This window comes from Lentimicrobiaceae bacterium (assembly GCA_020636745.1).
Taxonomy (GTDB): Bacteria; Bacteroidota; Bacteroidia; order Bacteroidales; family Lentimicrobiaceae; genus Lentimicrobium.
This window is the reverse complement of sequence record JACJXH010000005.1, coordinates 234,453-248,700: the sequence shown is the minus strand read 5'-3', so window position 1 is coordinate 248,700 and position 14,248 is coordinate 234,453. Positions and strand designations below refer to the sequence as shown.

9 protein-coding genes are annotated in these 14,248 nt (G+C 40.6%); 5 read left to right on the top strand and 4 right to left on the bottom strand.

Annotated features, from left to right (window positions below):
- Nucleotides 1-135: 135 nt before the first annotated feature.
- The 3 genes from mrdA to H6541_09875 are packed head-to-tail and all read left to right on the top strand — an operon-like array spanning nucleotide 136 to nucleotide 4,971.
- Nucleotides 136-1,938 (top strand): penicillin-binding protein 2, encoded by a 1,803-nt coding sequence (mrdA, locus tag H6541_09885; GenBank protein ID MCB9016093.1) that lies wholly within the window; start codon nucleotides 136-138, stop codon nucleotides 1,936-1,938.
- Nucleotides 1,939-3,201, top strand: a complete 1,263-nt coding sequence (gene rodA, locus H6541_09880; protein MCB9016092.1) for a rod shape-determining protein RodA — start codon at nucleotides 1,939-1,941, stop codon at nucleotides 3,199-3,201.
- Between the two features lie 24 nt (nucleotides 3,202-3,225).
- Nucleotides 3,226-4,971 (top strand): ABC transporter ATP-binding protein, encoded by a 1,746-nt coding sequence (locus H6541_09875; GenBank protein ID MCB9016091.1) that lies wholly within the window; start codon nucleotides 3,226-3,228, stop codon nucleotides 4,969-4,971.
- Here the strand turns inward: H6541_09875 and H6541_09870 are convergent.
- Nucleotides 4,955-5,329 carry a response regulator gene (locus H6541_09870; protein MCB9016090.1) on the bottom strand — a complete coding sequence of 125 codons (375 nt, stop codon included), beginning with the start codon at nucleotides 5,327-5,329 and terminating at the stop codon, nucleotides 4,955-4,957. The genes H6541_09875 and H6541_09870 overlap by 17 nt on opposite strands.
- 235 nt (nucleotides 5,330-5,564) lie before the next feature.
- On the opposite strand from H6541_09870, the gene rnr reads away from it, so the two are divergent.
- Entirely contained in the window at nucleotides 5,565-7,778 is a 2,214-nt protein-coding gene (rnr, locus tag H6541_09865) for a ribonuclease R (protein ID MCB9016089.1), read from the top strand.
- A 5-nt stretch (nucleotides 7,779-7,783) separates the two neighbouring features.
- Nucleotides 7,784-8,926 (top strand): iron-containing alcohol dehydrogenase, encoded by a 1,143-nt coding sequence (locus tag H6541_09860; GenBank protein ID MCB9016088.1) that lies wholly within the window; start codon nucleotides 7,784-7,786, stop codon nucleotides 8,924-8,926.
- A gap of 320 nt (nucleotides 8,927-9,246) precedes the next feature.
- Here the strand turns inward: H6541_09860 and cysN are convergent, their stop codons facing one another.
- From cysN to H6541_09845, 3 genes are all read right to left on the bottom strand, one after another.
- The gene (gene cysN, locus H6541_09855) at nucleotides 9,247-10,488 is read right to left on the bottom strand and encodes a sulfate adenylyltransferase subunit CysN (GenBank protein MCB9016087.1); all 1,242 of its coding nucleotides are present in this window, start codon (nucleotides 10,486-10,488) and stop codon (nucleotides 9,247-9,249) included.
- Between the two features lie 106 nt (nucleotides 10,489-10,594).
- On the bottom strand, nucleotides 10,595-11,503 hold the full coding sequence (gene cysD, locus H6541_09850) for a sulfate adenylyltransferase subunit CysD (GenBank protein MCB9016086.1): 909 nt from the start codon (nucleotides 11,501-11,503) through the stop codon (nucleotides 10,595-10,597).
- A gap of 290 nt (nucleotides 11,504-11,793) precedes the next feature.
- Complete coding sequence (locus H6541_09845) at nucleotides 11,794-14,241, bottom strand: polysaccharide biosynthesis tyrosine autokinase (GenBank protein MCB9016085.1); 2,448 nt, start codon at nucleotides 14,239-14,241, stop codon at nucleotides 11,794-11,796.
- Between the last annotated feature and the right edge of the window lie 7 nt (nucleotides 14,242-14,248).

The window sequence follows — 14,248 nt, the reverse complement described above, 5'->3', positions numbered from 1 at the left end:
ATATATAGTTTTATACGGGCGAAGAGTGCACCTTTATTTTTTCAATATAAACTTTTAGTAAATCGTTTCCTGCTGCAATCCGTGCTCTGTTAATCATTAATTTTGTAAAGAAATTAAAGACTATCAGGGTGCCTCATGGCGAATAAATCTCTCGCATCGCGCAAACAAACAGTAATTGCCATATTTCTGGTTTTTGGCTTCATCTATCTGGTGAGGTTATTTTACATACAGGTAATTGACAAAAGTTATACACTTTCGGCGAACAACAATGTGTTGCGTTATGTAACCCAGTATCCTGCCCGTGGATTGATATACGACCGTAATGGAAAGCTGTTGGTTTATAATGAAGCTGTTTATGATTTAATGGTTTTGCCCGTGCAGGTAAAACAAATAGACACAGCCGAGTTTTGCAGGCTGCTTGAAATTACAAAAGAAGGCTTTATTGACCGCATGGAGAAAGCAAAAAAATACTCCCGCTACAAACCTAGCCTTTTCGAAAAGCAGATTTCCAAAGAAACTTATGGCTACCTGGAAGAAAAAATGTACCGGTTTCCCGGGTTTTTTGTTCAACCCCGCACCTTGCGCTATTACCCAAAGCCTATTGGAGCTCATTTATTTGGTTATGTTGGTGAGGTTACTCAAGGTGTAATCGATAAAAATCCATACTATAAATCAGGTGACTACATAGGGATAAGCGGCATTGAGAAGTCTTATGAAGAGGAACTTCGGGGTATTAAAGGAATGAAAATTAAAATGGTTGATGTTCATAACAGGGAGGTAGGAAGTTTTCAGGATGGGAAATATGACTCAGCAGCCATTATGGGACATGATTTGTATCTGTCGATTGATGCTGATCTTCAGGAATATGGCGAATTATTGATGCAGGGGAAAATGGGGAGTGTAGTTGCCATTGAACCAGCATCGGGCGAGATTCTTGCTTTTTTATCCAGCCCGGGCTACGATCCTAATTTATTGGTGGGCCGTGTAAGAGGGAAAAATTTTGGTATTCTGTCTAACGATCCGGTTAAGCCTTTGCTTAATCGTGCCATGATGGGTGCTTACCCGCCTGGTTCTACCTTTAAAATGGTAAACGATTTGATTGGCATCCAGGAAGGTGTTCTCGATCTCGGAACACATTATACCTGTCAGGGAAAGGCTTCTTCTCCAATCCGTTGTACGCATAATCACCAATCGCCTTTAAATGTTGAAGTAGCCATTCAGCAGTCATGCAATCCTTTTCATTGGCAAGTGTTTAAAAGTATTTTAAATAACAGAGCCAAAGGTGGAATTCGCGAAAACTATGTAAGATGGCGTAATTATGTAATGAGTCTTGGGTTTGGTCATAAACTGGGTACCGACCTTATGTTCGAACTCTCAGGAAATATTCCTTCGGCCGAAAAATACGACGCTATATACGGCAAAGGGCATTGGAATGCAATGACGGTGCGTTCATTGTCAATTGGCCAGGGAGAGATTCTGGTGACTCCGCTTCAATTAGCCAATTATGCTGCCGCCATTGCCAACAGAGGGTATTATATTGTGCCTCATGTTGTTAAGTCTATTGGTGAAAAAGGAAAAAAATCGAAAGAGTATCAAAAGGTAGTTTCAAGTATAAGCCCGGCTAATTTTGAAATTATAGTTGAAGGAATGAGGCAGGTTGCTACTTTGGGAACCGCCAGGTGGTATCAGATTGAAGGGGTAACCATGTGCGGAAAAACGGGTACGGCTGAAAATCCTCACGGTGAGGACCATTCGCTCTATATGGCTTTTGCTCCTGCTGAAAATCCAAAGATTGCTATTGCTGTAATCATTGAAAATGCCGGCTTTGGTTCAACATGGGCGTTGCCAGTGGCTTCTCTGATGATTGAAAAATATGTGAAAGGCAGCGTTGCCCGTAAAGATGTGGAAGAGGATATGATTGCAAAAAGGCTTTTTTAAATGATTCGTGAAAGAAACAATTTATTCAGTAACATTGACTGGACACTGGTTATCCTCTACCTGATTATGGTATTGTTAGGGTGGATAAATATTTATGCAGCCGTTTACAATGAAGACTATAGCAGTATTTTGGATGTTAGCCAAAGCTATGGGAAACAATTGATTTGGATTGGTACATCCGTTTTTTTAGCGCTGGTAATTTTGCTTACCGATGCCCGGTTCTTTTCCACCTTTGCCTACCTTATTTATGGTTTTTTTATGTTGCTGCTCATCGTGGTACTTGGCATTGGCAGCGAGGTTTCGGGTTCAAAGTCCTGGTTTCATATTGGTGGGTTTGGTCTTCAGCCGGCCGAGTTTGCAAAATTTGCTACTAACCTGGCTATTGCCCGGTTCTTCAGCAGTCAGCATTTGAATGTTAAGGATTTAAAAACCAGGCTAATGCCCTTGATATTGATGGGCATTCCGGCATTGCTTATTTTGCTTCAGAATGACACGGGCAGTGCGTTGGTTTATAGCTCATTTATTCTTGTGCTCTATCGCATGGGGTTGTCAGGAAATTTTTTACTGGCCGGAGTTATGGTTGTATTTATTGCTATTTCAACTCTGATGGTAGGAACGATTTATATAATGGGCCTCCTGATTATAATGGCCGGAATACTTTTCTTTTTTATTAAACGAAACAGGCGCAATATCATTAATCTTATTGCTTTACTGATTCTTGGAATCGGATTTACCTTTTCAGTAGAATATGCAGTTGAAAACTTTTTGGGAGAACACCAAAAAACCCGTATTAATGTGCTTTTGGGTAAGGAATTGGATTTGAGAGGTGCTGGCTATAATGTCAATCAATCGAAAATTGCTATTGGATCGGGTGGCTTTTCAGGTAAAGGATTCCTCAATGGAACTCAAACCAAGTATAACTTCGTGCCTGAGCAAAGTACTGATTTTATTTTTTGCACAGTTGGTGAAGAATGGGGCTTTCTGGGTTCGGTTGTTGTTATTGGATTGTTTATGGCATTACTCATGCGTATCGTTATGCTTGCCGAACGACAGCGCTCTGATTTCAGCCGGATTTATGGTTATGGTGTTGCCTCTATTTTGTTTTTTCATTTTATGATAAATATCGGGATGACTATCGGATTGGTGCCTGTGATTGGAATTCCGCTACCTTTCTTTAGTTACGGAGGCTCTTCCCTTTGGGCATTTACCATCCTGCTTTTTATCTTTATTAAACAGGATGCCAACCGTAATGCTTTACTTTAGACCTTTACTTAGACATTGAATGTTATGGAAGAGCCTATTCTGAACGTCGAAAACTTATCTGTTTCTTTTCGCGATGAAACAGGTTGGCGTAATGCTGTGGAAAAGGTGTCATTTTCGCTTGGCAGAGGCAAATCGATCGGTATTGTTGGCGAAAGTGGTTCCGGCAAGTCAGTGACGTCTCTTTCGATAATGCGGTTGCTTCCAAAAGGTAACAGCCGTTTTGATAGTGGCAAAATCACTTTTACAGGGGCTGATGGCAAAGTTTCAGATATACTGACTTTATCTGAAAAAGACATGCGAAAGTTGCGAGGAAATCGCATGGCCATGATATTTCAGGAGCCCATGACCTCTCTGAATCCTGTGATGAGATGCGGCCGGCAAGTAACAGAAGCTATTCAGCTACATCTGGGACATAATGCCGGAAAATCGCGCCAACTTGCTTTGGAGCTATTCACAGAAGTACTTTTACCTAATCCTGAGCGGGTTTTTAAGGCTTATCCTCATCAGCTCTCAGGCGGACAGAAGCAAAGGGTTATGATTGCCATGGCCATAGCCTGCAATCCTTCGTTGCTTATTGCCGATGAGCCTACCACCGCCCTTGATGTGACTGTTCAAAAGGCGATTCTTCTGTTGTTAAAATCTTTGCAGGCTAAATATGGAATGAGCCTCATTTTTATCAGTCATGATCTTGGAGTAATTGCTGAAATTGCTGATGAGGTTGTGGTCATGAATCAGGGGGCGGTGGTTGAACAAGGGAAAGTAGCCGATATCTTTAACAATCCACAACACCCATATACACAAGGTCTTATTGCTTGCCGCCCCCCGCTGGGTGTGCGCTTGAAACGCTTACCAACTGTTGCTGACTTTACCGGAAAAGCATTTTTGGAACCTGCATTAACCAATGAGTTATTTAAATACATTGATAACGCTGACAGGGCGCTGGCTCACAAGGAATTATACGGTCAATCCCCGCTTTTAAAGGTCAAAGAGCTTTCAGTTTACTATCCGCAGCCACGCAAGATTTTTGCGAAGGAAAAAGAAGCATTTAAAGCTGTTGATAAGGTTAGTTTTGATGTTTTTAAAGGCGAAACTTTGGGCCTTGTTGGTGAATCAGGGTGTGGAAAAACAACTTTGGGCAGAGCTATTTTACAGTTGATAAAACCTACAGCAGGCGAGTTGTTTTTTGAAGGTGTAGACCTGCAAAAGCTCAATCAACGTGAGTTGCGCCAGATGCGTCAACGCATGCAGATCATATTTCAGGATCCTTATTCATCTCTGAATCCTCGGATTACAGCAGGTCAATCAATTATGGAACCAATGCAGGCGCATAATTTGTATGGCAATAATGCTGCAAGAAAGAAGCAGGTGCTGGATTTACTTGATAGAGTAAATCTGAATCCCGATCATTTTAATCGGTATCCTCATCAGTTTTCAGGAGGGCAACGCCAACGGATTTGTATCGCCAGAGCTTTGGCGCTCAGGCCTGAGTTTATCATCTGCGATGAATCTGTTTCTGCACTTGATGTGTCAGTTCAGGCTCAGGTTCTCAATTTACTCAATGATTTGAAGCGTGATTTTGAATTTACCTACATTTTTATTTCACACGACCTTTCCGTTGTCAGATTTATGTCTGACAGGATGATGGTTATGAAAAGCGGAAAAATAATTGAGAGTGGCGAAGCAGATGCTTTGTACGAAAATCCGTCAGAAAGCTATACGAAAGATTTGATTGCCGCCATACCGGGAGCTAAACTTACGACAGTACTTTGATAACTTCCTCAACCCTGAAAGGTTTACTGATGTATCCGTCCATGCCTACTGCATAACAACGGGCACTTTCATCGTTAATCGAACTGGCTGTCATAGCGTATATTTTCACTTTTTTACTGCGGTTTTCTTTCATTTCAATTTCCCTGATCTTCATTGTAGCTTCAAAGCCGTCTAACTCAGGCATATGTAAGTCCATTAAAACCAGGTCATATTCTTCTTTCATAAATTTTTCCACAGCAATCTGTCCATTATCGGCAATGTCAATACTTTGATCGTATTTTTTGAGCATGAGCATGGCCACTTTCTGATTTATAGCATTGTCCTCTGCCAGCAGTATTTTTTTCTTTCCCGTATCCATGTAACCTCCGTAAGATGTAGTTAGAAATGACCCCAAAACCTGTTCCCGTCCAAATTGGTTTTCCGGGGTTTCTGTAGTTTATTGCTGTTTTTGCCTAAAGTAACTGGGCTTTTAGCAGAATTTTCAGCATTTTCAGAATTTTTATCCACAATTGAGTTATTCTGAATGTTCATGAGGGTTTCCTTTCCCAAAACAAGGTTTTTTGCTACCTTTACCATACTAAATCAAGAATCCAATGGCAAAAAAGAAAAATTTGAAAACGAATACCATGCCTGCCAGTCCGATAGTTAATCTGGTTGAAGCATTGTTTATTGCCAACCCTTTAAAAGCATTTAATTTCAGGCAGATTTCAAAAATGCTCGGAATTACGGATAAGGTAAGCAAGGAATTGGTGAGCAAGGTTCTTGAAACTATGGCTCGATCCGGTACTATACTTGAACTTAATCGTGGGAAATTTAAGTATAATCCTGATTTACTGGCCGACAAACTCATACAGGCAAGTATTACCGGAATTGTTGATATGAAACAAACAGGTAAGGCTTATGTGAGCTCTGCCGATTTAGATGAAGATGTTTTTATTGCTGCCGGCAATACCGGTCATGCCCTACATGGCGATAAAGTGAAAGTTCATCTCTTTCCAATGCGAAAGGGACGCAAGACTGAAGGGCAGATAGTTGAAGTGCTGGAACGCGGTCGAAAACAATTTGTGGGCACAGTGCAACTCTCAGGAAAATTTGCCTTTTTGGTGCCCGACGATGTTAATATGCCCATTGATATTTTCATTCCAAAGGAGTCGCTCAATAAAGCAACAAACGGGCAAAAAGCCATAGCCCGCATAACAGAATGGCCGGAAAGATCAAAAAATCCTTTCGGAGAAATTACCCAGGTACTCGGAGAACCTGGTGATAACAATGTAGAAATGAATTCTATATTGGCCTCTTTCGACTTTCCACTGCAATTTAAACCCGAAACGCTGAAAGAAGCTGAAAAAATACCTGTAGTCATTTCTGAAAAGGAAATTGCAAAACGTCGTGATTTCCGATCGGTATGGACCTGTACCATTGACCCGCCTGACGCTAAAGACTTTGACGATGCCCTTTCACTTAAAAAACTTGAAAATGGCGATTGGGAAGTTGGTGTGCATATTGCTGATGTTTCATATTATGTACAGCCCGATTCAGCCCTTGACAAGGAAGCCTACGACAGGGGCACGTCCATTTATCTTGTTGATCGTACCATTCCAATGCTTCCCGAAAAACTTTCAAACATGGTTTGTTCACTTCGGCCCGATGAGGATAAGCTCTGCTTTTCGGCTGTTTTTGTTATGAATGAACAAGCGCATATAAGCAGCGAATGGTTTGGTAAAACTATTATCAGAAGTAACAGAAGGTATGCTTATGAAGAAGCTCAGGCTATGATTGACGGGGGAGACGGTGACTTTAAAGACGAAATTCTCGTTTTAAATGGTCTGGCCACTAAACTTCGTGAAGAAAGATTTAAAAAGGGGGCGATTGCTTTTCATAGTCAGGAAGTTAAGTTTATTCTTGATGAAAAAGGAAAGCCTGTTGATACTTATATCAAAGAGCAAAAGGAAGCCAATATGCTGATTGAAGATTTTATGCTTTTGGCAAACAAAAAAGTGGCTGAAAAAATTGGGAAAAAGGCAGGTGAGCAAAAAGCCAAAACTTTCGTTTACCGAATTCACGATGAACCCAATCAGGAAAAACTGATGAAATTTGTTGAGTTCTTATCAAAACTTGGTTATAAAATGAATATTGGCTCCAGAAAAGGACTGGCCAGTTCGTTTAATCACCTGTTTGACCAGATTGCAGGTAAAGGTGAGGAGAATATGATCGAATCCATTGCCATCAGAACCATGGCAAAAGCCATCTATTCTACTGTAAATATCGGGCATTATGGCTTGGCATTTCAGCATTACACCCATTTTACAAGCCCTATTCGCCGTTATCCTGATTTGATGGTACATCGCCTGCTTGAATGGTATATGGAAGGCCGTGGCTCGGTGAATAAGGACGAATATGAAGAATATTGCATGCACAGTTCTGAAATGGAGAAAAAGGCTGTTGAAGCGGAACGAGCATCCGTTAAATATAAGCAGGCCGAATTTTTGGCAGATAAAATCGGACAATCTTTTGATGGTTTGATATCTGGGGTTAGCAAATGGGGGATTTTTGTTGAACTGGAAGGCAGCAAATGCGAAGGAATGGTTTCGTTAAAGTATTTGGATGATGACTTTTATTATCTGGATGACGAAAACTATCGCGTAATTGGTCAACATTATGGCCGTGAGTTTAAACTGGGCGATAAAGTTAAAGTTAAAGTGCTGCAGGTCGATCTTCAAAAAAAGCAAATGGATTTCGTGCTTGACGCTGAACCTGTTGAGCCTATGTTTCGGCCCAATTCAAAACGAAATAGGAAATTCAAATAGAGCCTATGGAAAACTTTACGGCTCATAACCCAACAACAATACATTTTGGGAAAGATGTACTTGGCCAGTTAGGACTTGTCATTAACAGATATGGCAAAAAAGTACTGCTGGTTTATGGTCAGGGCTCGATAAAGAAAAACGGATTGTACAATTTAATTTTAAAGCAACTCAACCATATTGATGCCGATATATATGAATTTGGAGGAATAAAGCCGAATCCGGTAGTGGAGGATGTTGATAAAGCAGCCTCCTTTGGGCGTGAAAATATGGTTGATGTTATTCTGGCTGTTGGAGGCGGAAGTGTGATTGATTCAGCTAAGGCTATTTCTATTGCAATTCCGGCCAATGTTCCGGCATGGGATTTTATTGAGCGACGGACTGTTCCGCGCTCTGCCATCCCTTTGGTAAGCGTAATGACCCTGGCAGCCACCGGCTCCGAAATGAATCCCTTTGCCGTTTTGTCTAATCATGAGGCTGAACTGAAACTCGGCTATGGTCATCCTTTATTGTTTCCCAAACATTCGTTTTTAGATCCACGGCTAACTTTTTCAGTCTCGGCAAATTATACTGCATTCGGTATGGCTTGTATCATAGGTCATGGTTTGGAAGCTTATTTTGGATTGGGCGAAGAGGCTTCGTTGGCCGATAGGTTTACTTTGTCAATCATAAGCGAAACTGTGCAATTTGGCCCCGCACTACTCGAAAACCTGGGAGACTATGAACTTAGGGCAAAAATTATGCTGGCAGCTGCCCTGGCTTTAAACGGAATGACAATGTATGGTAGGGTTTCGGGCGAATGGGGTGTGAGAAGTATTGGACATATACTGTCATTACTTTATGACATGCCTTTTGGGGCTTCATTAAGCATTGTTTATCCTGCCTGGCTAAAACTTCAACGAGATAAACTCGGCCCGCGCATAAGTCTCTTAGGTAAAAATGTTTTTGGAACTGACGATGTGGATATGACCATCAACCGGTTAGAAGGCTTCTTCAAATTGCTGGACTGCCCTGTTCGTATTCGGCAAATGATGGGTAATAATGCTGACTCAAACGAAATTATCAGGGTTATGACCCGGCATCATGTAAATTCAAATGTTCATCAATTAACCCATAATGATTATAGTAAGATTGTTGAATTGATGTTTTGACTTCTTAGTATAATAAGCTCTAAATCAAAATTCTGGTCCTGCTTTTTTTTCTTTCTATGCTGACAATTGCCGGTCAAAATAGTGTTTTATTTGTGCCTGAAACCTTGTCATTGGGGCACGAGAATCTACCTGGCTGAGCAGTTGTACCGGGGCATGTTTCTACATGGTGTGATTTGTTAGCATCAGCAATAATTGCAATTTTTTGTGCAGATTATTGCTCGAGTAAGGACGTCAATTGATTTGTGGTTAATTACAGATATGGGCTTCTGCCAATAAAAACAGAAGAATAATTTTGTCAGAAATTCGCTTTTCTGACAAAATTATTGCACCATTCCAACTCCAACCGTATTATTGGTTGCTTCGTCAATAAGAATCAATGCTCCGGTTCGCCTGTTTTTTTGATACGGGTCAATAAACAGGGGCTTAGTGGTGCGTATGGTTACGCAAGCAATTTCATTCAGACCAACAACAGAGTCACCTTCTATTTTTTCCAGTGTATTTACATCAACCTTGTATTTCACTTCCTTTACAATACAGCGGACGTCGCGGGTGGTATGTTTAACAGCATATTTACCATTAATCTGCAGCGCTTTTTCATGCATCCAGCACATCATTACCTCAATGTCCTGGGTAACCACGGGCATATTGTCTGATTTAACAAGCATATCGCCCCGGCTGATATCCACATCGTCATTCAGTGTGATAGTGACTGACATGGGAGCGTAGGCGCTTTCAACGCTGGCGTTATACAAATCTATGGATTTGATAGTGCTTTGAAGCATTGATGGCAGCACAGTAACTTTATCACCTGATTTAAATATTCCTCCCGCAACGCGGCCGGCATATCCCCGGTAGTCATGGAATTCGTCAGACAATGGTCTTATTACGTATTGAACAGGAAATCTGGCATCTGTCAGATTATGGTCGTTTCCTATTTCAATTCCTTCAAGCACTTCACGCAGTGTGCCTTCATTGTACCAGGGCATATTGGTTGATGCATCAACTACATTATCGCCGTGCAGTGCACTTATTGGCACAAATCTGACATCAGGCAGGTTGAGTTTAGTGGCAAAAGCATCATAGTCAGATCTGATTTTTTCATAAATATCATAACTGTAATTTACCAGGTCCATTTTGTTGATACAGACGATAATATGCGGAATTCTGAGCAAAGATGCGATGAAAGTATGGCGGCAGGTTTGCTCAATTACACCATTGCGGGCATCAATGAGAATGATGGCAGCATTGGCAGTAGAGGCTCCGGTAACCATGTTACGGGTGTATTGTATGTGACCCGGGGTATCTGCAATGATGAATTTTCGTTTTGGCGTGGCAAAATATCTGTAAGCTACGTCAATGGTGATACCTTGTTCGCGTTCGGCCCTTAAGCCATCGGTAAGCAGGGCGAGGTCCATATGTTCATTTCCACGTCTGATACTGGCACGTTTTACGGCTTCAAGCTGATCTTCAAAAATTGATTTACTGTCATAAAGCAGGCGGCCTATCAAAGTGCTTTTGCCATCGTCAACACTGCCAGCTGTTGTAAACCTCAGAAGTTCCATATCAAGGTATCCTTTGGTTGAAAATTCATCCATAATTCAATAGTATTTTGTGGTAAATCAAATCTGTGGTGTAAATAATTGATTGCTTTCGGGCAAAAGGAGCAGACTAGAAGTAACCTTCTTTTTTTCTGTCTTCCATCGCAGCTTCCGAACGTTGATCATCGGCTCTTCCACCTCTTTCAGTAATTCTGGTTGCTGCAATTTCCTGAATAATATCTTCGAGCGAATTGGCCGATGAGAGCGTTAGTCCTGTACAGGAAACATCTCCAATGGTACGGCATCTGACAGTTTTAGTCTCATAAAATTCATTTTCTTTTAAGGTCATAAAAGGCGCTTTGGCCATCCATTGTCCATCTCTGAAAAAGACTTCGCGTTGATGCGTAAAATAGAGGCTGGGCAGTTCAATGCCTTCTTTCATAATGTATTGCCATACATCCATTTCGGTCCAGTTGCTTATGGGGAATACCCTGAAATGTTCACCGTGGTTTTTGCGGCCATTAAATATGTTCCACAATTCAGGGCGTTGGTTTTTAGGATCCCATTGTCCGAATTCATCGCGGTGAGAGAAAAATCTTTCTTTGGCACGGGCTTTTTCTTCATCGCGCCTGCCACCACCCATAGCAGCATCAAACTTGTATTGTTCAATTGTATCGAGCAAGGTAGTGGTTTGCAAAAGATTACGGCTTGCGGTTGGTCCTTTTTCTTCCACAACACGGCCTTTATCAATACTTTCCTGAACAGAACCAACTATCAGTTTTGCACCTGTTTTTTTAACCAGCTCATCCCTATAAACAATGGTTTCTTCAAAATTATGTCCGGTGTCTATATGGAGCAAAGGAAAGGGGATTTTGGCAGGCCAAAAAGCTTTAACTGCCAGATGGGTCATTACGATTGAATCTTTTCCGCCTGAAAAAAGAAGCACAGGCCGTTCAAATTGTGCGGCAACTTCGCGGATTACATATATAGATTCGTATTCCAGCTCTTCAAGATGCGTGAGATTATATTTATTCTTCATGCGCAATTTGTATTTAGGGTAAAATGTATTTCTATTTCATTAATTAGTAAAGAACAATCGGTTTTCATGTGTTTATCCTGATTCGCAATCCGGGATGCTAATGGGTTCACATTCAGTCAGGCCAGGTTAACTTTATGAAGCGATGTTTTCTGATGCTGTTTCGGCAGTTTTGCTATAAGAAATGCTGTCATTAAGCACCGCAAAATTAGCACTTATTTTTGAATGGCTGAAATTGACCTTATAAGTAACAACAAGCCACCTGTGAGGTGGCTTGTTGTTATATCTGAGGGTTATGATTTCTTGAACATTTTGCTGACCAAGCCTTCCTTTTCAGGTTCCTGATCGTCAGTGTAGTATCCATAACCATATCCATAACCATAACCATAACCGTAACCATAGCCATATCCGTAGCCATAAGACTGATTATCTGACCTTACATCATTTACCAGAATTGAAACGTTTGGTATATTGCGTTTTTCAATATCGGTAATAATTGAGCCAAACACTTTTTTGTTGGTGTAGTTTTGTCTGACAACATAAACATTGATATCAGAATGGTTCATCAGCAAAAAGGCATCGGTTACCAGTCCTACCGGCGGTGTGTCAATAATGATATAGTCGTAAATTTCTTTCAGGCGGGTAATGAGTTCAGTGTTTTTATCAGAAGCAATCAGTTCTGCCGGATTCGGAGGAATAGGGCCTGCCATTACAATGTCAAGGTTTTCAAGCGTTGACCTTTGAATAATGTCTTCAAGATTACTTTTATTGATAAGATATGAGCTGATACCTTCAGTGTTTGATAATCCGAAGTCCTGGTAGATTTTAGGCTTGCGCAGGTCAAATCCCATCAACAGGGTTTTTTTGCCATAAAGCGCAAAAATAGAAGCCAGATTGATAGAGGTGAATGTCTTGCCTTCGCTTACCATTGTAGATGTGATAAGAATTACCTGGTGGTCAGAATTTTTTGAAAAATACTGCAGGTTGGTTCTGATGGATCTGAAAGATTCTGCGATGGATGATTTGGGGTATTCGGCAACAATAATTTTACTGTCTTTGTTATTGTGAATGATGTGTCCGAGTATTGGAAGCGAAGTAATATTTTCAACATCCTTTTTATCAATGAGCTTGTCGTTAAAGTAGTCTTTACCAATGACATAGGCTATTGGAAATATAAAGCCAAGCAGTAGTGCGATGGTGTAATTAAGGGTTTTTTTAGGGAAAACCGGGTCAAGCTCGTCAGATGTTGCCTGGTCAATTACTTCATTGTCAGGCATATTTGATGCCCTGGTAATTTGGGCTTCTGATCTTTTTTGTAGTAAATAGGTGTAAATAGCGTCGTTCAGCTTGAACTTTCTTTCAATTCCAAATAACAAGCGCTGTGTAGCAGGCAATTTGCTAATTTGACCGGTAAGGCCATTAATCCTGTTGTCAATATCCTTTATTGATATGTTGGAAGTATTTACGATGTTTTTGATATTTTCTTCGAGGGTGCGCTTGTTTACCCTAATGCGGTCGTCAAACGATGCAATAATGGGGTTTTTTTCTTTAGCCATGAGCATTGCTTCGCCTCTTTGGGCGTAAAGCATGGTTAAATCGGTAATCAATTTGGTTAATACCGGGTCTTCAATTCCCATTGACGAAGGAACGGTTAGTCCGGTAAGATCGTTTTCGTTTTTCTTCAGATATTCCTTCAGATACAGGTAGTATTTATTTTTAACGAGAAGGACCGCTTTTTCGTTTTCAAGCTGTTTCATCAGATCGAATACCTGTTGTGACTGAAAGTCAAGATTCATGACTGCATTTTTTGTCCTGAAATCCTGAAGAACTGTTTCGGCTGTACGCAGTGAGTCGGTAATACCCAAAAGCTGATCGTCAATAAATGAAATTGTATTGGTCGCAATCTGATTTTTCTTTTCAAGGCCTCGTTCCATATACACTGTTGTAAGTGTATTCAGAAAATCGGTTGCTTTTTCAACATTGGTGCTACGCAGTGAAATTTCAACAATTGAGGCTTCACGGTTAATAGGTTCTATGGTGAAACCCATAAACTGTTTAGTTAAATCTTCAATTTTATTGAAAGTGAAATACATGTTTTTATTAACATGATCCCTGGGGCTGAAGTTGGTATTCAGTAATATTTTAAAATTGTAGTACTTGCTTTTTATTTGCTCTCCAAATCTGAATTTCCCGCTTAAATTAACCTTTTCGGTAATTTTTTCAATTTGTTTGCTTTTGGTGTAATCGTATAAAAATACCGATTCGCCTTCGGTCGACAGGGTGAATTCGTTATTGGGCAGTATTATTAGATTGAATCTGAGGCCGGCAGGTTGAGGATAGGCAGTGTCAAACACAACCGTAAAGGGTGAGTCTTTGTAAATTTCCTTGGTCAGAAAATTGTCTTCTTCAAAATATGAAATATTGAAGTTAAGTGCCTGAATTGCTCTGGTTACAAGAGAACGTGATTTGAGTACGCCAATTTCATTTTCGAGTACCTGCGCATTTTTAACATTGCCTAACCCTAAAAGCGCCTGGGGGTCAAAGCTTGATTTGTCGTCCTTGATTAAGACAGTTGTACCTACTTTATAAATGGGCTGTGTATATTTATTGAAAAGAAAAGCAATGGTCAATGCAATAAATATGGTGATGATAAAAAAGTACCAATATCTGTAAAACTTGAAAAAAAGTTGTTTAAAGTCTACAGATTCTTCCTGCGGAAATTCCTTGATGTAATTATCCATGGGTGGA

Coding starts and splice junctions, on each gene's coding strand:
- cysN (MCB9016087.1), bottom strand. CDS start 10,488: ATGGAACTTCTGAGGTTTACAACAGCTGGCAGTGTTGACGATGGCAAA.
- H6541_09860 (MCB9016088.1), top strand. CDS start 7,784: ATGGAAAACTTTACGGCTCATAACCCAACAACAATACATTTTGGGAAA.
- H6541_09845 (MCB9016085.1), bottom strand. CDS start 14,241: ATGGATAATTACATCAAGGAATTTCCGCAGGAAGAATCTGTAGACTTT.
- rodA (MCB9016092.1), top strand. CDS start 1,939: ATGATTCGTGAAAGAAACAATTTATTCAGTAACATTGACTGGACACTG.
- H6541_09870 (MCB9016090.1), bottom strand. CDS start 5,329: ATGGATACGGGAAAGAAAAAAATACTGCTGGCAGAGGACAATGCTATA.
- H6541_09875 (MCB9016091.1), top strand. CDS start 3,226: ATGGAAGAGCCTATTCTGAACGTCGAAAACTTATCTGTTTCTTTTCGC.
- rnr (MCB9016089.1), top strand. CDS start 5,565: ATGGCAAAAAAGAAAAATTTGAAAACGAATACCATGCCTGCCAGTCCG.
- mrdA (MCB9016093.1), top strand. CDS start 136: ATGGCGAATAAATCTCTCGCATCGCGCAAACAAACAGTAATTGCCATA.
- cysD (MCB9016086.1), bottom strand. CDS start 11,503: ATGAAGAATAAATATAATCTCACGCATCTTGAAGAGCTGGAATACGAA.